The sequence below is a fragment of the Aeromonas sp. 95A genome (genome assembly GCF_051919235.1).
Lineage (GTDB): Bacteria > Pseudomonadota > Gammaproteobacteria > Enterobacterales > Aeromonadaceae > Aeromonas > Aeromonas veronii.
The window spans coordinates 4,206,479-4,228,153 of the sequence record NZ_JBQBFC010000001.1 but is presented as its reverse complement, the minus strand read 5'-3'; the positions used below and the strand labels follow the sequence as shown (position 1 = coordinate 4,228,153).

15 protein-coding genes are annotated in these 21,675 nt (G+C 61.2%); 11 read left to right on the top strand and 4 right to left on the bottom strand.

The window, feature by feature from the left end:
* The first annotated feature begins 115 nt into the window (after positions 1-115).
* The 5 genes from ACTG2U_RS19355 (at position 116) to ACTG2U_RS19335 (ending at position 5,720) form a co-directional block, all read left to right on the top strand.
* Complete coding sequence (locus tag ACTG2U_RS19355; protein ID WP_439974962.1) at positions 116-1,465, top strand: APC family permease; 1,350 nt, start codon at positions 116-118, stop codon at positions 1,463-1,465.
* Between the two features lie 536 nt (positions 1,466-2,001).
* Entirely contained in the window at positions 2,002-2,268 is a 267-nt protein-coding gene (locus tag ACTG2U_RS19350; protein WP_021230505.1) for a hypothetical protein, read from the top strand.
* Positions 2,268-3,614, top strand: a complete 1,347-nt coding sequence (locus ACTG2U_RS19345; protein ID WP_058057766.1) for an APC family permease — start codon at positions 2,268-2,270, stop codon at positions 3,612-3,614. The genes ACTG2U_RS19350 and ACTG2U_RS19345 overlap by 1 nt, the downstream gene beginning before the upstream one ends.
* A 312-nt stretch (positions 3,615-3,926) precedes the next feature.
* Complete coding sequence (locus ACTG2U_RS19340; protein ID WP_439974961.1) at positions 3,927-5,075, top strand: Na/Pi cotransporter family protein; 1,149 nt, start codon at positions 3,927-3,929, stop codon at positions 5,073-5,075.
* 174 nt (positions 5,076-5,249) lie between these two features.
* The gene (locus ACTG2U_RS19335; RefSeq protein ID WP_005338245.1) at positions 5,250-5,720 is read left to right on the top strand and encodes an FKBP-type peptidyl-prolyl cis-trans isomerase; all 471 of its coding nucleotides are present in this window, start codon (positions 5,250-5,252) and stop codon (positions 5,718-5,720) included.
* A 64-nt stretch (positions 5,721-5,784) separates the two neighbouring features.
* Here ACTG2U_RS19335 and ggt read toward each other — a convergent pair whose 3' ends face one another.
* Together ggt and rdgC are read right to left on the bottom strand one after the other, a co-directional pair.
* Positions 5,785-7,566 carry a gamma-glutamyltransferase gene (gene ggt / locus ACTG2U_RS19330; RefSeq protein ID WP_439974960.1) on the bottom strand — a complete coding sequence of 594 codons (1,782 nt, stop codon included), beginning with the start codon at positions 7,564-7,566 and terminating at the stop codon, positions 5,785-5,787.
* 191 nt (positions 7,567-7,757) lie between these two features.
* Complete coding sequence (gene rdgC / locus ACTG2U_RS19325) at positions 7,758-8,669, bottom strand: recombination-associated protein RdgC (RefSeq protein ID WP_005347467.1); 912 nt, start codon at positions 8,667-8,669, stop codon at positions 7,758-7,760.
* Positions 8,670-8,846: 177 nt separating this feature from the next.
* Here rdgC and ACTG2U_RS19320 point away from each other — a divergent pair, with 177 nt between their 5' ends.
* The 3 genes from ACTG2U_RS19320 to ACTG2U_RS19310 all read left to right on the top strand — a co-directional run bounded on the left by ACTG2U_RS19320 (position 8,847) and on the right by ACTG2U_RS19310 (position 14,354).
* Positions 8,847-9,275: a GNAT family N-acetyltransferase gene (locus ACTG2U_RS19320; protein WP_439974959.1), complete on the top strand. Its 429-nt coding sequence runs from the start codon at positions 8,847-8,849 to the stop codon at positions 9,273-9,275.
* A gap of 103 nt (positions 9,276-9,378) precedes the next feature.
* The gene (locus ACTG2U_RS19315) at positions 9,379-10,605 is read left to right on the top strand and encodes an exonuclease SbcCD subunit D C-terminal domain-containing protein (RefSeq protein WP_439974958.1); all 1,227 of its coding nucleotides are present in this window, start codon (positions 9,379-9,381) and stop codon (positions 10,603-10,605) included.
* Entirely contained in the window at positions 10,602-14,354 is a 3,753-nt protein-coding gene (locus ACTG2U_RS19310; protein WP_439974957.1) for an AAA family ATPase, read from the top strand. The genes ACTG2U_RS19315 and ACTG2U_RS19310 overlap by 4 nt, the downstream gene beginning before the upstream one ends.
* A gap of 93 nt (positions 14,355-14,447) precedes the next feature.
* Here the strand turns inward: ACTG2U_RS19310 and ACTG2U_RS19305 are convergent, their stop codons facing one another.
* Positions 14,448-15,212, bottom strand: coding sequence for a DODA-type extradiol aromatic ring-opening family dioxygenase (locus tag ACTG2U_RS19305; protein ID WP_040065863.1), 765 nt, complete (start codon positions 15,210-15,212; stop codon positions 14,448-14,450).
* Positions 15,213-15,379: 167 nt separating this feature from the next.
* Entirely contained in the window at positions 15,380-15,622 is a 243-nt protein-coding gene (locus ACTG2U_RS19300; RefSeq protein WP_439974956.1) for a hypothetical protein, read from the bottom strand.
* 308 nt (positions 15,623-15,930) lie between these two features.
* Here ACTG2U_RS19300 and pykF point away from each other — a divergent pair, with 308 nt between their 5' ends.
* From pykF to ACTG2U_RS19285, 3 genes are all read left to right on the top strand, one after another.
* On the top strand, positions 15,931-17,343 hold the full coding sequence (gene pykF, locus ACTG2U_RS19295; RefSeq protein WP_031227651.1) for a pyruvate kinase PykF: 1,413 nt from the start codon (positions 15,931-15,933) through the stop codon (positions 17,341-17,343).
* Positions 17,344-17,493: 150 nt separating this feature from the next.
* On the top strand, positions 17,494-20,823 hold the full coding sequence (gene mscK, locus ACTG2U_RS19290) for a mechanosensitive channel MscK (RefSeq protein ID WP_005359039.1): 3,330 nt from the start codon (positions 17,494-17,496) through the stop codon (positions 20,821-20,823).
* Positions 20,824-21,230: 407 nt separating this feature from the next.
* Positions 21,231-21,635 carry a hypothetical protein gene (locus tag ACTG2U_RS19285; RefSeq protein WP_005359037.1) on the top strand — a complete coding sequence of 135 codons (405 nt, stop codon included), beginning with the start codon at positions 21,231-21,233 and terminating at the stop codon, positions 21,633-21,635.
* The last annotated feature ends 40 nt before the right edge of the window (positions 21,636-21,675 follow it).

Below are 21,675 nucleotides of genomic sequence, written 5' to 3'. Positions count from 1 at the left end.
CTTTCCAACCGGTCATGGCCGGTGTGCGCCGCCCTGGCGCCCTTGATTCCCGGGCCTCTCTCCCGGTTTCGTTGATGGACCGTGCCACTCTGGCACTGCATGAGGAACATGCATAATGGCGGCCCAGCAGGTTGGTCTGAAAAAGACCCTCAAACTGTGGCTCGTCGTGGTTATGGGACTGGCGTACCTCACCCCCATGGCGGTGTTCGACACCTTCGGCATCGTCACCGAGATCACCGAAGGCCATGTGCCGACCGCCTACCTGTTTGCCCTCATCGGCATGCTGTTCACTGCCCTGAGCTACGGCCATCTGGTGCGTAAGTTCCCGTCAGCCGGCTCTGCCTATACCTATGCCCAGAAGGTGTTTCACCCCTATGTCGGCTTTATGGTGGGCTGGACCTCCCTGCTCGACTACATGTTCATGCCGATGATCAACATGCTGCTGGCCAAGATCTATCTGGAAGCCCTCTTCCCGAACGTAGAGCCCTGGACCTATATCTTCGGTCTGGCGGCGGTGATGACCGCCCTCAACCTGCGCGGCATCAAGCTGGTGGCCAACTTCAACAGCCTGATCGTGGTGATGCAGTTCAGCATCATCGCCATCTTCATCGGCCTGATCGCCTGGGGCGTTCACAACGGTGAAGGATTGGGTACCGTGGCCAGCAGCCGTCCCTTCTTCTCCGAGCAGATCCAGGTGTCACCGCTGCTGATGGGGGCCTCCATCCTCTGTCTGTCGTTCCTCGGTTTTGACGCCATCAGTACCCTGTCGGAAGAGACCCCGGACGCGGATCGGGTGATCCCCCGCGCCATCGTGCTGACGGCGCTGATCGGCGGTGTGCTGTTCGTCACTACCTCCTACTTCCTGCAGCTCTACTTCCCGGACATCTCCCGCTTCCAGCATCCGGATGCGGTATTGCCGGAGATCGCCCTCTATGTCGGCGGCAAGCTGTTCCAGGCGGTGGTGCTGGTCTGCACTACTGTGGCGGTGCTGGCCTCGGGGCTCGCTTCCCACGCTGGTGTATCGCGCCTGCTCTACGTAATGGGTCGTGATCGCGCCCTGCCCGCCCGCTTCTTCGGCTACATCCATCCGAAGTGGCAGACCCCGGCGTTCAACGTGCTGCTGGTCGGCTTGCTGGCCCTCTCTGCGGTGTCGCTGGATCTGGAGATGGCGCTGGCGCTGATCAACTTCGGCGCTCTGGTGGCCTTCACCTTCGTCAATCTGGCGGTGATTGCCCACTTCTATGTGAAGCTGGGCCGCAACAAGTGTCTCAAGGATCACCTGATGTACCTGCTGTTGCCGCTCTGTGGTGCCGCCTGCATCGGGGTACTGTGGCTCAACCTCGAGCCCTCCTCCTTCGAGCTGGGGCTGATCTGGGCGGCGCTGGGGGCCATCTACCTGTTCCTGCGCCTCACCGTGTTCCGCATCCCGCTGCATACCGCCGACAAGGTGGAGATCGCCCAGTAACTAATGGCGCCCCTCCCCCGATAGCGAACAAGGAGCCTGCGGGCTCCTTGTTGTTTTTGCGGTGCGCTGGTTGCCAGCAGCACGGGTTGCCAGAAATGCGCTTTCTGCAGGAAGTGTGACTGATTTCAAATAACTACCCAGCCGGACTGCTCGCCGTGCCATGGCCCGAGCCTCGTCGCCTCCTATCCTCAGTCATTAATGTGAATGGATATGCAACCACTCTTTTTCCACTTCAACTCCTCCCATCCCCCGCCAGCCGATAAGTTCGCAGGACTCGAGCCCGGGGGGACGCCGGCAAATATGATCAGGATCAATGTTGAGGCGCTATGCACCCTGCAGCCCCGATTTGCCGATTTTTCATACGCCATGACAGGGTTCTCTTCCCCCCGAAAAAGGTGGAACGGCTCGGGGACGGCTGCAGGGGGCGAGTGACCACTTACCTGCCCCGTGCGTATGCAAAAAAATGCGTTAATCCGCCCTTTTTTGCTTGTCAAGGGGGCTGACCGAATGCACAATACGCCGCCAATAAAGGACCGATGTTCACTGCGACATCGGTTTTTGTATTTTTGAAGTGCAGTACAAACCCACCACAAGAGGCCGGAACGTTTCCGGAAGTGATATTCGAGATTGCCAAACAATCTCCCGACGTTGAGAGGATAACAATGGGGCGTTTTAATGCTTTCCTGCCGGTACAGCCCGGTATGCGCCTCCCCGGCGCCCTTGATGTACAGGCTTGCGAATCCATCGTATCCCTGCGCTCGTTGCAAGCACGTGCTGCGGCACTGATTGAGGAGAAAGCGTAATGGCATCGCAAAACGCCAAGCTGCTCAAGACCCTTACCCTGACACAAGTGATTGTGATGGGTCTGGCCTATCTGACCCCCATGGCTGTCTTCGACACCTTCGCCATCGTCGGTGACATCACCGATGGCCGGGTCGCCACCGCCTATCTGCTGGCTCTGGGTGGCATCCTGCTCACCGCTCTCAGCTACGGACATCTGGTACGCAAGTTCCCCTCTGCGGGCTCTGCCTATACCTATGCCCAGAAGGTGTTCAACCCCTACGTCGGTTTCATGGTCGGCTGGTCCTCCCTGCTCGACTACATGTTCATGCCGATGATCAATATCCTGCTGGCCAAGATCTACCTGACCGCCATGTTCCCGGGCGTTGAGCCCTGGGTGTTCATCTTCGGTCTGGTGACCGTGATGACCTTCCTCAACCTGCGCGGCATCAATCTTGTGGCCAACTTCAACGGTCTGATCGTGGTGATCCAGCTGGCCATCATCACCCTCTTTATCGGCCTGATGGCGTGGGGCATCTACCACGGTGAAGGGGCTGGCACCCTGATGAGCAGCCGTCCGTTCCACTTCGAGTCAGCACAGCTGGTGCCGCTCTTTACCGGTGCAACCATCCTCTGCTTCTCGTTCCTGGGCTTTGACGGGCTGAGCTCTCTCTCCGAAGAGACTCCGAACGCCGGCAAGGTGATCCCCAAGGCGATCGTGCTGACGGCTCTTATCGGCGGCATCATCTTCGTGGTGGTCTCCTACTGCCTGCAACTCTACTTCCCGAGCCTTGCCCGCTTCCAGCATCCGGATGCGGTACTGCCGGAGATCGCCCTCTACGTTGGCGGCACCTTCTTCCAGTCCGTGGTTCTGGTCTGCACCACGGTCGCGGTACTGGCCTCCGGCATGGCGGCTCACGCCGGTGTGTCGCGCATCCTCTACGTGATGGGGCGTGATCGCATGATCCCGGAGCGGGTGTTTGGCTACATCCACCCGAAATACCGTACTCCGGCCATCAACGTGCTGATGGTGGGCGGTCTGGCCCTCTCCGCCGTGTCGTTTGATCTGGATACCGCGCTGGCGCTGGTCAACTTTGGCGCACTGGTGGCGTTCAGCTTCGTCAACCTGTCGGTGATTGGTCAGTTCTGGGTGCGCGAGAAGCGCAACAAGACCCTCAAGGATCACGTCATCTACCTGTTGATGCCGCTGCTCGGTGCCGCCACCATAGGTGCGCTGTGGATCAACCTGGAGCAGAGCTCCCTCGAGCTGGGCCTGATCTGGGCTGGCCTCGGCGCAACCTATCTGTTCCTGCGTCTGGCGGTGTTCCGCATCCCGTTCCGTCAGTACGAGGAAGCGGCTGACGCCTGATCCTTTGCGGATAATGGATAGACAGAAGGGGAGCCATGGCTCCCCTTTTGCTATTTGACGGGCTGAAAATGGGGCTCGACTATTGCCACTCTCCCGCTGCCTACCCGTAGTGGTAGGCACGGAACAGACCGGGCGGATGGCGTCACCAGCCATATTTCTCGCCATCCCCATCATCTATTGGCGAGCAAACCACCAAAGCAAGTCATAAAACCATCATAAAAGTGTCACCTTGTCATATTTCTGTCATTAACCATTGATTAAATGCGCGGGTCATCAACAACCCAAGACGGAACGACCGTCTCAAGAGGCTTTATGCAACACCATCACTCCTTGTCACAGCCGCCCGCGACCCGCGCCCTGTTCAACTGGATGAGTGTCATCGTACTGGTCTACCTGATCCTGGTTGCCGTGGGCGCCATCTCCCACGGCTTCAAAGATTTCTCCGGCGGCGCCGAGGGCGCAGCCCAGATCTTCGCCTTTGCCAACAACCCCTTTGTCGCCCTGCTGCTGGGTATTCTCGCTACCGCGCTGGTGCAATCCTCCAGCACCGTCACCTCGGTGATCGTTGGTCTGGTGGCTGGCGGCCTGCCCATCAGCATGGCCATCCCCATGGTCATGGGTGCCAACCTCGGCACCACCATCACCAACACCATCGTCTCCATGGGCCATGTGCGGGATCGCGCCGAGTTCCGCCGCGCCTTCGCAGCCGCCACCGTGCACGACTTTTTCAACCTGCTGGCGGTGTTCATCTTCCTGCCGCTGGAGCTGATGTTCGGCCTGCTGCAACACAGCGCCGAGTCGCTGGCCAACCTGCTGGTAGGCTCCGCCAATATGTCGATGAAGGGCATGGATTTCATGAAGCCGCTGACCGCACCGGCCCAGCAGCTGATTGACAGCGCCGTTGCCTTCCTGCCGGGCAAGGGTGCCGCCATCGCGACCATCATCATCGGTATCCTGCAGATCCTCGCCTGCGTCACTTATCTCGGCAAAGTGCTGCAACAGGTACTGGTTGGCCGAGCCAAAGAGGTGCTGCACAAGGCGCTGGGCCGTGGCCCGCTGACCGGCATCACCTCCGGTGCGCTGGTGACCATCATGGTGCAATCCTCCTCCACCACCACCAGCCTGATGATCCCGCTGGCCGGCGGCGGCGTGTTCAGCACCCGTCAGCTCTACCCCTTCACCCTGGGGGCCAATATCGGTACCACCATCACCGCCCTGCTGGCTGCCACCGCCATCAGCGGAGCCGGTGCCCAGCTGGCCCTGACCATCGCGCTGGTCCACGTGCTGTTCAACCTCTTTGCCGTGGTCATCATCTATGGCATCCCCTTCCTGCGTGACCTGCCGGTACGCGCCGCCGAGGGGCTGGCCCGGGTAGGCAGCGAGAACAAGCTGCTGGCTCTGGGTTATGTAACGGGTCTCTTCTTCGCCCTGCCCGCCCTGATGATGGTGGCCGCCAAGTAAGCGCCGCTGCCATGACAAGGGGCGAGTCACCGACTCGCCCCTTTTTGCGTCCAGCTCGCCGGGCTTTGCCTGCCCGCTCACATCCTCCCGCCCTGTGGCTCGCCATCAGGGGCGGTGCGCGATAAGATGACGCCCTCATTGCACTTTTTACATTTCATGGAACAGGAAAAACCGATGAAATTCATACTGATCGCACTGCTCATCGCCGGTGTGGCCTACTACTTCTACTCCAGCAGCAATAACAAGAAGCTGGCGGCCGACAACGTGCGGATTGGCGCCGAGTTCCTCGCCAGCAACAAGGACAAACCGCTGGTGACCACCACCGCCTCCGGCCTGCAGTACGAAGTGCTGACCCCGGGCACCGGCACCGTTCACCCCACCGCCACCAGCAAGGTGAAGGTGCACTACGAGGGCAAGCTGCTGGACGGCACCGTCTTTGATAGCTCGGTCGCCCGTGGCGAGCCCATCGAGTTTGGCCTCAATCAGGTGATCGCTGGCTGGACCGAAGGGGTGCAGTTGATGGTGGAAGGTGAGAAGACCCGTTTCTACATCCCTGCCAACCTCGCCTACGGCGACCGCGCCGCTGGCAAAATCCCGCCGGGATCAGTCCTGATCTTCGACGTAGAGCTGCTGGGTATCCAGTAAGCGCTCCGTCACGCTCCATCAACAACAAGGCCAGCATCATGCTGGCCTTGTTGCTATGGAAACCTCACTCCCCCTTGGCGATCCCTTCCCGGCGCGGATCCGCTGCGCCAAACCAGCCGCCAGCGTTGCGCTCAACCCCTTGCAGGCCGGAGGTCTGCTCATTCAGTACCACCTCATGTCCCCTCGCCTTCAATCCCTCGACCACCGACATGGGGGTGCGTCCCGCCTCCAGCTCGGTGGGGCCGTTGCGGCTGCCAAAGTTGGGTAGATTGATGGCCTGTTGCAGGTTCAGGCCCCAATCCTGGGTGCCGAGCAGGGTCTTGCCCACGTAGTTGATGATGGCGGAGCCCCCCGGCGAGCCCAGCGTCATGGTCAGCTCGCCGCTTGGCTTGTCAAACACCAGCAGGGGTGACATGGATGAGCGGGGCCGCTTGCCCGGCTCCACCCGGTTTGCCACCGGCAGACCGGCAGCATCTACCGAGGTGAAGGAGAAATCGGGGAGCTGGTTGTTGAGCAGGTAGCCGTTGACCATCTGACGCGATCCGAAACCATCCTCGATGGAGCTGGTCATGGAGATAGCCATCCCCGCCTTGTCGACGATCGAGACATGGCTGGTGGAGGGGAGTTCCGGAGTCGCATCCTGGCCCCGCGCCAGCGCCAGTGGCGGCGTACCGGGCTTGGCAATCCCCATGGAGTGCTGACCGACAAGCTTGCCCCGCTCGGCCAGATAGCCCTTGTCCAACAACCCCTGCACCGGCACGCTGACAAAATCGCTGTCGGCGACGTACTGGTTGCGATCGGCGAAGGCCAGACGCGCCGCTTCGCTGTAGAGGTGGATAGCCTCGCTGGAGGCAGCCTGTCCTCCCTCCTTCGTGGTGATCGGCTTGAGGGCCGCCATATCGCGGCTCTCCAGCATGCCGAAGATCTGGCCGAGCGCCAGGGTGCCGGACGAGGGAGTGGGAAAACCGCAGATCTTGCTCTGGCGATAGTCAAAGCAGAGGCCATCCCGCACTTTGGCCTGATAGCTGGCCAGATCGGTGGCCGCCAGTACCCCGGGATTGGTGGGATGCTGGCGAACCTTGGCCACCATGGCATCCGCCAGCGGCCCCCGATAGAAGGCATCCGCCCCCTCTGTGGCCAGAGTGCGCAGCACCTTGGCCAGCGCCGGGTTGGTCAGCCGGGTGCCTGCCGTTTTGGGGCTGCCATCCGTCTGATAGAAGTAGGCTCGCGCCTGCGGATCCCGTGCCAGATAGGGATCCTTGGCCAGCAATGTGGCCAGCCGTGGACTTATCACAAATCCTTGCTCTGCCAGCGTGATGGCGGGCTCGAACAGCACAGCCCATGGCAGCTTGCCATAACGTTGATGGGCCAGCGCCAGGGCGCGCAGGGTGCCAGGAACGCCGACCGAGCGGCCCCCCACCACACCGTCATAAAACGCCAGCGGCTTGCCATCTTGCATAAACAGCTGGTCGGTGGCGGCAGCAGGCGCCGTCTCGCGGCCATCCACTGCACTCACCTTGCGGCCATCCCACACCAGCAGCAGCGTCCCGCCACCGATCCCGGAGGATTGCGGCTCCACCAGCGTCAACACCAGCTGCACCGCAATGGCGGCATCGACGGCACTGCCACCGGCCTTGATGATCTGGTAGCCCGCATCCACCGCCAGCGGGTTGGCGGCCGCCACCATGAAGTCATGGCCCTGCCAGCCCTGTTTGTCGGTCCAGCCACTGGCGGCTTCCGGCGCGATCAGGGTCTGGGCTGGCGGGGTGTAGTGAAAACCGTTGTCACTGGCACAACCGGCCAGCAAGGCAAGGGCGACAGCCAGCCCCAGAGGTTTGCGCAACATGACACTCTCCTTGTCTGTTTTATGACCATGAAGAGGGACTATGTCACGATTGGCGCTAGTAGCTCAAGTTATTGAACAAGATCAATATCTTACTCATCTATCAATAATGGCTATCCGCAATAGATATAAAAAAACCGCCCGAAGGCGGCTTTTACGATGGGATGGCAGAGGCCAAACAGGCGCATGTCCGGTTAGATGGACTGCTCTTCGCCACCCAGGGCGGCAAACAGCGCCGGGATAAACTGGGATAGCTCAGCGGTGACCAGCGCGAAGTCCGCATCCAGACGGGCAGCCGGATCTTCGCTGGTGACGTCGTCGTTCTGCTCGCGCAGCTCTTCGCTGAATTTCAGACGCTTGATGGAGAGATCATCCCCCAGCACGAAGCTGACGGTCTCGCCCCAGTTGAGGGCCAGCTTGGTCACCAGCTTGTCGTTGGCCAGGTGGTTCTTGATTTCATCCGTCATCAGATCCTGCTGCTTGCAGCGGATGATGCCGCCGTGCTCCATGGCACTGCGCAGCTCGGCTTCGTCTTCCAGCGTGAAGGAGGCGGGCAGGTTGCCCTCGTTCAACCACTCGGTCATGGTGATCTCGGGCGGGTTCTTGAGAGCCACCGGCACCACTGGCAGAGAGCCGATGGATTTGCGCAGCAGCGCCAGCAGGTCGTCCGCCTTCTTGGCAGAACCTGCATCCACCACCATCAAATTGTCGGCCGGATTGATCCAGGCGAAGGTCTGGCTGGTACGACTGAAGGCACGGGGCAGCAAGGTGTGGAGGATCTCCTCTTTCAACGCCTCCTTCTCTTTCTTCTTGAGGGCACGCCCCTGCTCGAACTCGATCGCCTCTACCTTCTCAGCCAGCATCTCCTTGACCACGGTACCGGGCAGCATCTTCTCCTCTTTGCGGGCGCAGATGAGGATGTGGCCGGAGGCAGAGTGGGTCAGGGTTGAGCCGAATTTGCCAAGGGGCTTGACCCACCCGAAACGGGAGATGTCCTGACTGCCGCAAGGGGTGAAGGCACAGGCTTCCAGCTGGGTTTCCAGCTGATCCACGGTCAGGTCAAAGGGGCGGGTAAAGCGATAAATCTGCAGGTTTTTAAACCACATGGCGTCCTCGGTCTCTAGATTGTCCGGCGGGCATTGTACTAGAGAGGCGCTTTGTGATCAGCCAATCATTCTCGCTAAATAAAGGGCGATCGACCTCACAGGGTCTCATTTATGTCACCAGTTTGTTCATCAAGTTCTCCTAGACTGCGAAAGTAAATTGTTAATAAGGATGAAGGTATGTTGCGGCCCAGTCGCCCGGAAGACATGGAAGAGATCGTCGAAATCTGGTTGCTGGCCTCCCTGCAGGCCCACGATTTCGTCGATGCCTCCTGCTGGTGGCAGGCCCAGGAGGATCTGCGTACCCGCTATCTCGATCGCGCCGCCATCTGGGTGTTCGAGGAGCGCGGCGATCTGCTCGGTTTCATGGCGATGGTGGACAACTATCTCGCCGCCCTCTTCGTACGCCCCGACCGTCAGGGCCGCGGCGTCGGCTACGCCCTGCTACAGGAGGCCAAGCGTCAGGGGGCGTCGCTCCACGCCCGGGTCTTTGTCGAGAATGATCAGGCGGTGCGTTTCTATCGCCGCCACGGCTTCGTCATTGAGGCCGAGGAGTCCGACCCCCTCACCGGCCACCCCCAATACCGGATGTGCTGCGAACCCGCCTGAATCGATGCAAGCCCCCTGTTTTACTTGAAAAAAGCACGGGGCATCCTCATCTTGTCTTCATCGGGTGCCACAGGCACCGTCCCTGCAACCGGGCTGCTTTCCAATGAAAATCCTCCATACCGCCGACTGGCACCTTGGCCATCAACTCCATGGTCATGACCGCCGTTTTGAACACGATGCCTTCCTCGACTGGCTGAGCGACACTCTCAAGGCGCGCGAGATCGACGCCCTGCTGGTGGCGGGCGATCTGTTTGATACCGCCAATCCCCCCGCTAGTGCCTGGCAACAACTCTACCGCTTTCTGGCCAGACTGCGCGCTGAAATGCCCCACCTCAACATGGTGCTGATCGGCGGCAACCACGACTCTCCCTCCAAGCTCGATGCCCCCCACGAGCTGCTGCGCGCCTTTGACCTGCATCTGGTGGGCAGCATCAGCCGCGACAGTGAGGGCAAGCTAGAGACCGACCGCCTGCTGGTACCGCTGCAAGACAAGGAGGGCAACATTGCCGCCTGGTGCGCCGCAGTGCCGTTCCTGCGCAGCAGCGACCTGCGGGTGGAACAGCTGGCAGAAGGACAAGACAGGCTGATTGAAGGGGTTCGACAGGTCTACGCCGAGGTGCTGGCCGAAGGGCGCGCTCGCTGCGGGGAGGCGCTGCCACTGATCGCCATGGGCCACGCCTATCTGGCGGCGGGCCAGCTCTCAGAGCTGTCGGAGCGGCGGGTGCTTGGCGGCAACCAGCACGCCCTGCCTGCCGAACTCTTTGCCGGTGCCGACTACACGGCGCTCGGCCACCTCCATCTGGCCCAGAGCCCGGCCGAGGGGGTGCACTACAGCGGCTCGCCGCTGCCGCTTTCGCTTGCCGAAGCCAACTACAACCATCAGGTGCTGGAGGTGACCTTTGCAGAAGGCAAACTGACCGGATTGGAGCGGATCCCGGTGCCCCGCGCGGTGGAGATGATCCGCCTGCCCCAGAGCACCCTCGACGACGCGCTGAACGCCATCGCATCGCTCGAGCTGGCTGCCTGTCCACAAGAGGCACAACCCTTCCTCGAAGTGCGGCTGCTGCTGCCCAAGCCCGAGGCCCGCATCCGCGAGCGCATTCTGGCGGTCATCGCAGACAAACCGGTGCGTCTGGCCCGCATCAGCACCCAGTATCAGGGCTCGGGCGAAGGGCTGGCCGATGGTCGCGAGCGGCGCAGGCTCGATGAGCTATCCCCCACCGAGGTGTTTCGCCTCTGCTATCAGCGCCAGTTCGAGGGGGAGCCCGAGGCACAGCTGGTCGCCTCGTTCGAAGAGATCCTGGAGCAGGTGAAGGAGTCAAACCAATGAAAATCTTGTCTCTGTCAGGTGAGAATCTAGCCAGTCTGACTGGCCCCTTCACCATCGACTTTACCAGGGGGGCGCTCGGCGCCGCGGGTCTGTTTGCCATCACCGGCAACACTGGCGCGGGCAAGAGCACATTGCTCGACGCCATTTGTCTGGCCTTATACGACGAGATGCCGCGCTTTATCGCCAATCGCAAGAACGTGGCCGAAGTGGGCCGCATGGATGACGAAGAGAAGCTCAAGGCCAACGACGTGCGCGGCATCCTCAGCCGCGGTCACGCCAGCGGCTTTGCCGAGGTGCAGTTTCGCGGCTGTGATGGCCGCATCTGGCTGGCCCGCTGGGCGGTGCGCCGGGCGCGAAACCGCTCGGAGGGGCGTTTTCAGGCGCAGGAGCGCACCCTGACCGATGTGGAGTCAGGGCAGGTCTTCTCCGGCAGCAAGCGGGAGCTGCAGGATCGCATCGACGAGCTGGTGGGTCTCTCCTGGGAGCAGTTCCGCCGCGCGGTGATCCTGCCGCAAGGGGAGTTTGCCGCCTTCCTCAAATCGGACGCCAACGAGCGCTCCGCCCTGCTCGAACGGATGACCGGCACCGAGCTCTACTCCGCCATCTCCATCCAGACCTATGAACGAGCGCGGGAAGAGCAGCAGAAGCTGGCCACCATCGCCCAGCGCCTCGGCGACGTGGCACTGATGGACGAAGCGACCCGCGAGCATTGGGTAAGCCAGCAGGTGAGCCTCTCCACCACCCTCAAGCACGAGCAGCAACAGCAGCAGCTGATGCAGGACTTGCGCGACCTCAACAGCCGCATTGCCGCCCAGCTGCAGGGCTGCGCCGAGGGGCAGGCGGCGCTCGATGCCGCCCTGCAGGCCCACGGCGGCGCGGCCCCCGAGCGCGAGGAGTTTGCCCGTGCCGAACAGGCCCAGGTAGCCCGCGCCGATCACGACGAGCTGGCCCGTCTCACTCTGGAAGTGCAGCAGCAGGAGAAGGTGATCGCCGAGCTGGGGCCGGAGCTTGCCAAGCTCGAAGAGCAGACCCAGCAGAGCGCGCTGACCGAACAGCAGTTGCTGGCGGAGAAGATCGCCGCCGAGCGGGAATGGGGCGCCCTGCAACCCGAACTCAAGCGGGCACAAGAGCTCGATACCCGCATCAGGGAGAAAGTGCAGCAGTTGCAGAAGATCCAGCAGGAGGGGGCACAGGAGCGAGAAGTGCAACTCACCCTCGAGCAGGGCTGGCGCGAGCAGAGCAGACAGGTGGAACTGCTCAAGCAGCAGCACCAGCAGTGGGGACTTTGGCTCGAAGAGCACAAGGAGCTGGCACCGGTGGCCCGCCAGTGGCAGCCCCTGCTCACCGCCATGCAGGATTGGGCCGAGGATGCCGACAAGCTGCAGCAACTGCTCACCCTGCGCGATCACAAGCTGCGCGCCCTGCAGCAGCTGCAACGCCAGCTGGAAAAGGGCCAGCAGGAGCGCGACTACTGGCAACATGAACAAGCTCGGCTGCAACAGCAACAGAACGAGCTGCAGGAGCAGCAGTGGGAGAGCCGCCTCGCCAAGGCGCAGGAGCAGTGGCAGCAACAGACCGAACAGCTGGGCCAGCTGCGCCAGCTGCTGGAGCTGGCCGACTATGGCCGCAACCACGGCGAACAACATGGCCGCTTGCAACAGGAGATTGCCCAGCTGGAGCAGGCGCTGGGCAAGCTCGCCACCCTCGGCGAAGAGCTGGCCCCCGCCCGCGAGCGGCTCGCCCTGCAGCGGGATGAGGCGCGCCACGCGCTGGAGCAGTCCCGTGCCATCGCCAGCTTCGAGCAGTATCGCCATATCCTGAGCGATGGCGAACCTTGCCCGCTGTGCGGTTCCGGGGAACACCCCTACAGCCAGAGCCAGCCGCAGGTAGCGGGGATCCTGGGTCAGCTGGCGGAGCGGGCCCGCAGTCTGGAACTGGAGTGGGAGCGGCTCAACCATCAATACATTCAGTGCGAGAGCGAGCGTCAGGAGCTGGCCCGCCAGCTGGCGGTGCGTCAGCAACATCTGCCGGAGCTGGAAACCCGCGCCGAGCAGCTGACCCTGCGCTGGCAACAGCTGGGGGGCGATACCCTGCTCGGCCATCCGCTGCCGCTGCGCCAGAGCCCCATTGAGTGGAACGAGCTGATGAGCACCCTGATTGGCCGTGGCCAGGCGCTGGAGCAGGGGCTGGCCCACAGCCAGCAGCAGCTGCGTCAGGCCCAGCTTGGCCAACAACAGCTGCAAGGGGTGCGTCAGCAACTGAGCCAACTGACTGCCCAGCACCAGCAGTTTGACCTGCAGTGGCAGGAGGCCGACCGCCAGCGCATCGCACTGGAAGGGGAAGCGAAGGGGATGGGCGAACAGGAGGCGACCCTGCGCCAGCGCCTCGAACAGGGTGCCCACCGCCTCGATGAGCAGATGGGTGGCCAACCGTGGCGCCAATGGCTCGGCAGCCAGCAGTGGCACGAGTGGCAGCGGACCTGCGAAGCCTGGCTGCACGGCCAGAGCGAGTGGGAGCGGCTGGCCAGCGAGATCGCCAGCCTCACCCCGGCCCTGAGCGCACAGGAGGCGCGCCTGCAGACCCAGCGCGAGCTGCTGCACAAACTCGAGCGGGACTACAAGGAGCACGAACAGCAGCGTCAGGGGCTGCTCACCAGCCGCGCCGCCTGTCTGGGTGGCGAGGAGATCCCACTGGTCGAGAGCCGCTGGCAGCAACGACTGCAACAACTCGCCAGCGAACTGGAGCTGATGCAAAGCGGCGCCCGCGCTCTGCGGGAGCGGCAGACCGAACTCAAGACCCGCCTCACTCATGTGGAGCAGGAAAAGCAGACCAGCAGTCGCCGCAAGCGGGAGGTGCTGGGGCGCTGGGCAGCCCACGCCAGCACCCTTGGCATTGCCGAGTACGACCTTCGCCGCCTGCTCGCCATCAGCCCCGATGAACTCAAGGCTCGCCGCTCTGCCCTGCAAGGGTTGGAAGATGCCCTTGGCGAGGCGCGTACCCGTCTTGCCGAGCGGCAACGGGCGCTGGCGCTGGAGGAGAGCAAGCGGGATCGCTATCGGGAACATCACCCCGAGCTGACCGCCCTGCCGGATGTAGATCTGAGCGCTCAGCTGGCGGCACTCGATGCCCGTTGTCGCGCCCTTGAAGAGCAGCTGTTCGAGTGCAAGAGCAAGCTGGCACAGGCCGAAGCCGCAGCGCTCAAGGCAGGTAGCCTGCAACAGGAGCTGGCCGCCCAGCAGGCGGTGGCCGACCACTGGCAGCAGCTGTGCGATCTGATCGGGCAAGCCAACGGCGCCAAGTTCCGCACCTTCGCCCAGAGCCTCACCCTCGAGCGCCTGTTGCTGGAGGCCAACGCCCAGCTCGCCGAGCTGTCACCGCGCTACCGGCTGGAGCGGGTACCCGGCACCGATCTGGCGCTACAAGTGGTAGATCTCGACATGGGGGACGAGGTGCGTTCGGTGGACTCCCTCTCCGGTGGCGAGAGTTTTCTGGTGTCGCTGGCGCTGGCGCTGGCCCTCTCCAGCCTCTCGTCACGGCAGACCCAGGTCGAGTCGCTGTTTATCGACGAGGGGTTTGGCACCCTCGATCCGGACAGTCTGGATCTGGCGCTAGCCAGCCTCGACTCCCTGCAGGCCGCCGGTCGCCAGATCGGGGTCATCTCCCACGTCCAGACGCTGGTGGAGCGGATTGGCGTGCAGATCAGAGTCGAAGCCCTCGGCGGCGGCGAGAGCCGGGTAGTGGTCCCCTGAGTAGCATCGGCTCAATCACCAGTACCATCGGCTAAATCACTACGCCGAAAATAACAAGACCCCGCCAATTGGCGGGGTCTTGTTGATAGGCTATCAGCCGAAGCGGTAGGCGCCCATATAGAGGCTGCCGCCATCCCAGCTCTCGTGCAGCCGGGTGGGCGCCACACCATCGGCCGCCCCCAACGCCACAAAGAGCGGGCGCAGGTGGTCATCGTGGGGATGGGACTCCACCGCGCCTGGAGCCTGCTGGCGATAGTCCAGCAGCGCCAGCCGATCCTCGTCGGCCATCTTCTGCTCCAGCCAGTCGACAAACTGGCTGGCCCACTCCGGCACTGGCGAGCCTTCCGGTGCCAGCGCCCGCAGGTTGTGGGTGATGGCGCCGGAGGCGAGGATGCCAATCCCCTGGCTACGCAGCGCCCCCAACACCTCTCCCAGTTGCCACAACTGGGCCGGGGTGAAGCTCGCGGGAATGGAGATCTGCACCAGCGGGATCTCGCTGTTTGGGTCGATCAGGGAGAGCGGCGACCAGACCCCGTGATCCAGCTCGCGCCGCACCGGGGTGGCGGTCAGTCCGGCCAGTGCCAACTGGTCGCTCACCCCTTGCTGCAACCACTCGGGGCTGCTGGCAGGCCAGCGCATCCGGTAGAGGGGTTCGGGAAAGCCGTAAAAGTCATACATCAGCGCCGGTTTGGGCTCGACGTTGATCTGCAACTCGCGGCTGAACCAGTGGGCGGAGATGACCACCAGTCCCTTGAGCTCACCCAGACGCAGGGTTCGCAGAAAGCGGGTGGCGGGTTGCTCACGCAGCACCAGATCCGGTGCGCCGTGAGAGATAAACCAGACGGGGGCGAGGGACATAAAGCGGACTCCAACAAAGTATCAGGGGGCGATACCGGAGGGGATATCGCTGTTGGAATCGATTATCCCACTGCCATTAAAGGTGAACAATCCAGCAAGATAGATAAGAACTATCAACCAATGGTTGATAATTTCACGCCTTCACGACAGGTAATCGGCAATAGATATCAAGGCTGAGGAGCATCCGGCAGCGGTCGGGCTGCACGAAGCGCCATCCGGGTCGCTGCACTGTGATCCTGCCACTCTCGCCACGCCAATCCCTCGGCGGCCGCCTCCCCTTTCACTGGATGGGAGAAGATCGCCAGCAGACCGGCATTGTCAGGCCAGTAGCGGGCTGGCAGTGTCTGAACCAGCAGCAGGGCGACGCCCAGCAAGAGCAGAGCCCATCCGGTTTCATGGCTGTTTTTCATCCCGGCCTCCTTCACCCGTGCGCCAATGAACTAACATTTTTGCGCAAGCCGGTGACAAGACGGTGACAGCGGACGGGTGGTCATTTTACAACATCTGAACCTCAACCCGGCCAAACAACCACAGATGGCAACATTTGTATCCCTTCAGCCCGAACCTGTGGCCGTATGCTCTAAAATGTGACTCACAGGAAAACGTTATCCCTGAAAAGAAAACGTTATCTGGTCAAAACGTTGTTTCTGGATCATAAAAAGATTCCAAAAACTGGTGTATATTGCTCGGCGGAAATTCCTTAACCATGAAGATTGACATGAAAAAGACCAAAATTGTCTGCACCATCGGTCCGAAGACCGAATCCAAAGAAATGCTGGCCAAAATGCTGGACGCCGGCATGAACGTCATGCGCCTGAACTTCTCCCACGGTGACTACGCCGAGCACGGCAGCCGCATCAGCAACCTGCGCGCTGTGATGGCCGAGACCGGCAAGCACGCAGCCATCCTGCTGGACACCAAGGGTCCGGAAATCCGTACCATGAAGCTGGAAGGCGGCAACGACGTCGCGCTGGTCGCTGGCCAGACTTTCACCTTCACCACCGACCAGACCGTGGTTGGCAACAAAGACAAAGTGGCCGTGACCTATGCAGGTTTCGCCAACGATCTGCGCGTCGGCAACCGCATCCTGGTTGATGACGGCCTGATCGGTCTGGACGTTATCGAAATCACCGAGCGCGAAGTTATCTGTAAAGTGCTGAACAACGGTGATTTGGGCGAGAACAAAGGCGTTAACCTGCCGGGCGTCTCCATCAAGCTGCCGGCCCTGGCCGAGAAAGACAAGCGCGACCTGATCTTCGGTTGCGAGCAAGGCGTTGATTTCGTTGCTGCTTCTTTCATCCGTAAGAAAGAAGACGTTCTGGAAATCCGTGAGCACCTGAAAGCCCACGGTGGCGAGAACATCCAGATCATCTCCAAGATCGAAAACCAGGAAGGTCTGGACAACTTCGACGAGATCCTGGCTGTTTCCGACGGCATCATGGTTGCTCGTGGCGACATGGGTGTAGAGATCCCGGTTGAAGAAGTTATCTTCGCCCAGAAGATGATCATCGCCAAGTGCAACAAAGCCCGCAAAGTGGTTATCACTGCCACCCAGATGCTGGACTCCATGATCAAGAACCCGCGTCCGACCCGCGCCGAAGCTGGCGACGTGGCCAACGCCATCCTGGACGGTACCGACGCAGTGATGCTGTCCGGTGAATCCGCCAAGGGTAAGTACCCGCTGGAAGCCGTGACCATCATGGCCACCATCTGCGAGCGTACCGATGCTGTGATGCCGTCCAACCTGTCTGCTGCCAACGACAGCAACAAGCTGCGCATCACCGAAGCCGTATGTAAAGGCGCCGTAGAGACCTCCGAGAAGCTGGACGCCCCGCTGATCGTGGTCGCGACCGAAGGCGGCAAGTCTGCCAAGGCCATTCGCAAGTACTTCCCGAAAGCTTGGATCCTGGCTATCACCACCAACAAGAAAACTGCTGCCCAGCTGGTTCTGACCAAGGGTGTGGTTGCCCACGTGGTTGACAGCATCGCCTCTACCGACGATTTCTATCGCATCGGTAAAGAAGCCGCGCTGGAAATCGGCATGGGTCTGAAAGGTGACGTGGTTGTGATGGTCTCCGGTGCTCTGGTACCGAGCGGCACCACCAACACCGCTTCTGTTCACGTTCTTTAATCAGAGCTGAACGAGTTGAAAACGGCGCCTGCGGGCGCCGTTTTTTTTGTCCCTCCCCCCTGCTTACCTGACAAGCCCGGTGTTAGAATCCACGCGAATTTAATCTATGCGGGAAATCTCCCGAATATCGCGTAATAACCCGGAAGTTATATGCCCTCAATACGTTTTAAAAGAGTCTCGGCCACCCTGTTGCCGCTGCTCTGTCTCCTCGCCAGCCTCTGCGTCCCGCAAGCCATGGCGCAAGATGTCCCCTCTCGCAACGCAGTTCAGCGAGCGCTGGATGGTCTGGGTAAATCAGAGACCCTGACCGTCAGTCAGCAAGCGGATCAGAAGTTGCTGACCGAAACCCTCGGCCTGCTCGACAGCATCGACAAGGAAGAGGCGAAGGCCAAGACCCAGGCCCAGCGGATCCGCAACCTGCCCACCGAACTCAGAGAGATCAGCGCCAAGCTCGATGCCCTGACCAAGGGCAAGAGTGCCGAGCAGATCAAGAGCGAATACGCCAGCATGAGTCTGGCAGAGCTCGACAGCCGTCAGCCGGAAGTGCTGGCCAACATGCAGGCGGCCCAGGAGGCCCTCGGCGCCATCGGCAGCCAGCTCACCAGCTTGCAGACCCTGCCGGAGCGGGCCCAGGCCAGCATGAGCCGTGCCTACCAGCGCAGTCAGGAGATCCGTACCCGCCTCAACGCAGGTGAAAGCGTCTCCAGCGCCGAGAAGATGAAGCTCGGTGCCGAACTGGCCCTGCTCGACCTGCAACTTGCCCACCTGCAAAAGGAGCTGGATAACCGTACCAGCATGCAGGATCTGGCGATCAAGCAGCGCGACTACCAGAGTGCCCGTCTCGCCAGCGAAGAGCAGAAACTGCAGCTGTTGCAGGATCAGAGCAGCGCCAAGCGCCTTGGCGACACAGAGAAAACCGCCGAGCAGACCGGTGAACTGGTGGCAACCGAAGACAGCCCGCTGGTGCAAAAAGAGCAGGAGCTCAACCACCAGCTCAGCCAGCAGCTGATCGGTGCCACCACCAGCCTCAACTCGCTGGTACAGAAAAACCTGCAAGCCAAGAGCTGGCTGGAGCGCGGCATCCAGACCGAGCGCAACCTCAATGAACAGGTGCAGATGCTCAAGGGCAATCTGCTGCTGTCACGCATCCTCTATCAGCTCTACCAGCAGCTGGAGGCGGCCCCCACCATCGCCGTCAAAAACCTGGAAGAGCAGATCGCCGATCTCCATCTGGCCCAGTTTGAACTGAGCCAGCAGCGTGACCAACTGTTCCAGAAGAACCTCTATCTGGACAATCTGATCGCCGGCAGCAAGGATCCGGTCAGCGAAGAGGACAAGGAGAGCCTTGCCAAGCTGCTCGATACCCGTATCAATCTGCTCGATCAGCTCAACCGCCAACTCGACAGCCAGCTCACCAACGCCATCAGCCTGCAGCTGACCCAGCAGCAGCTGGCGCGGGTCTATGCCTCTATCGAATTTACCCTGCAGCAACACATCTTCTGGGTAAGCAGCAATAAGCCCATCGACAGCAAGTGGTTTATCAGCTGGCCCGCCCAGGCCTACAAACAGGCCTCCGACTGGGTATTGAAACCGGACTGGAAACGCTGGCGCGAAGAGCTCTTGGGGATCTCCCTGCTCGCCTTCCCGCTGCTGCTGATCGGCGGCCTGCTGGTCTGGAAACGTCCGGCGCTGGTTGAGCGCGAGAAGAAGATCACCAAGGACCTTGGCCGTTTCCGTCAGGACAGCCAGTGGCACACCCCGCGCGCCCTGCTCTATACCGTACTGCAACGCCTGCCGGGCAGCATGTTCATTCTGGCTGGCGGTCTGCTGCTGACCTACTGCGGTCTGCTCAGTCCCAAGCTGATGTTCCAGATCACCCTGAACCTCGCCCTCGGTTATCTGGTGTTCAGCGTCTATCTGGCGGTGATGCGCCCGGGCGGTATCGCCGAAACCCACTTCCGGATCCCGAAAGCGGAGCTGCAGGCCAAGCGCAACAGCATGCGCTACATCTGGTTGCCACTGCTGCCGCTCATCATGCTCGCGACCAAGGCGGTAGTTGAACCCTCCACCTTGGGCAACGACGTGATCGGCCAGGCCATGACCCTGACCCTGCTGGGGCTGGCCGCCTATCTGGTGTTCCCCATCTCCCGCGCCCGCATCAAGGGCGAGGCGAGCATGCAGAAGTCGCTGATCGCCATCGCTCTGGCGCTGGCGCCGGTGGCGCTGATCGTGCTGGCCGTGCTCGGTTACTACTACACCGCGCTGAAGCTGACCGGTCGCCTGATCGAATCCTTCTACCTCATCATCATCTGGAGCCTGGTCTACCGCACCGCCCTGCGTGGCCTGGAGCTGGCAGCCCGTCGTCTGGCCTACCGCCGTGCGGTGGCCAAGCGTGAGCACAAATCTTCGGAAGATGCGGAAGGTGGCGAGTCCATCGAAGAGCAGCCCATGGATCTGGAGGATGTCAGCCAGCAGTCCCTGCGTCTGACCCGTACCGTGCTGATGCTGATCTTCGGCGTCGCCTTCTACTGGCTCTGGTCCGATCTGGTCGCGGTATTCTCTTACCTCGACAGCATGGTGCTGTGGCACCGCAGTGAAGGCACCGGCGCCAACGCCGTGCTCTTCCCCATCAGCCTGAGTGACGTGCTGATCGGCTTCCTGCTGCTCGGCGGTGCATGGTCACTGGCGCGCAACCTGCCGGGCTTGCTGGAGGTGCTGGTGCTCTCCAAGCTCAACCTGGCTCAGGGTACCGCCTACGCCATCACCACCATGCTCAACTACGTGCTGATCGGCTTTGGCTCCCTGACCGCTCTCTCCATGATGGGCGTGCAGTGGGACAAGCTGCAGTGGGTTGCTGGTGGTCTGTCAGTCGGTATCGGTTTCGGCATGAAGGAGATCCTCTCCAACTTCGTCTCCGGCATCATCATCCTGTTCGAGCGTCCGGTGCGGATCGGTGACACCGTCACCATCGGCTCCTTCTCCGGTACCGTCTCGCGGATCCGCATTCGCGCCACCACCCTGACCGACTTCGACCGCAAAGAGGTGATCATCCCCAACCAGCAACTGATGACAGAACGGCTCATCAACTGGTCGCTGAGTGACACCGTCACCCGGGTGATCGTACGGGTGGGCGTGGCGTATGGCTCGGATCTGGAACTGACCCGCACCCTGCTCAAACAGGCGGCCGACGAAAACAGTCGGGTACTGAAAGACCCGGCTCCCATCGTCTACTTCCTCACCTTTGGCGCCAGCACCCTGGATCACGAGCTGCGCTTCTTCGTGAGCGAACTGGGGGATCGCAACCCGGCGGTGGACGAGTTGAACCGCAAGATCGATCAGCTGTTCCGCGAGAACGGCATCGAGATCGCCTTCAACCAGATGGATGTCTACATCAAGAACATGCAGGGCGAAGAGCAGAAGGTGGAGTCCAACTCCGCCGCCCTGCCGCCGCCCGCGGAAGATGGCAAGCAGCCAGCCTGATAGCGAACTGCATTAATCTGATAGCAACAGCCGCTCACCCAGGTGAGCGGTTTTTTTATGCCAGTTTATGGCGATAGAGACAGTTATCCATTGCCAACATGGCTGGCCGCCGCATAACAGACAGCCATCATCCTTGATAAAATATAAAGAGAAATAAAAGTCTAAAAACAAACACTTGCCCTACACCACTACTTACCGCATGGATGAAACCTGCGCCCTTCTCCCCTCACCGCGCCCCCCATACCGCGCTCGCTCCGGCTCCCGGATTTTTATAACTTTTTTTAATTTTATTTGAGTGTCCTCTTCATCCTGACCATTGCAAAGTGGCGCCATTCCAGCGCCGGGCACTGTGACCGCCACTCGGCTGACACCGACTTGCTCATTTGATAATTGAAAGGATCCGAGAGATGAAACACTCCTTGATGGTAATGGGGTTGGCCGCCTGTCTGGCATTGAGCGGCTGCCAGAATATGGATACCAAGAAAGTCCTGATAGGTGCAGCTGCGCTGGGTGCCATCGGCGCCGCTGGCTATTACGCCGGGAAAAAGCACAGCGATAACAAACACGAGCATGATGGCCAGCATGACGATAGCGATGACCAGCATATGGCCACCAGCAAGATGCCCCGTTACTGCTCGGGGGAAGCAGCCAGCAAATTCCATGTCTCCCCGCGCGATATCACCACCGAGTCGGCAGAAGAGAGTGGCCACAGATACAAGGTCTATGGCCAGTACGAGACCGATGATGATCTGGTCGACTTTACCTGCACCTTCAATCACGACGGTCGTTTCCTCTCGGTCGTTCGCAGCTGATTGGCCAGCGGGTATAGCCAATTCACCACCGACTCTCCAT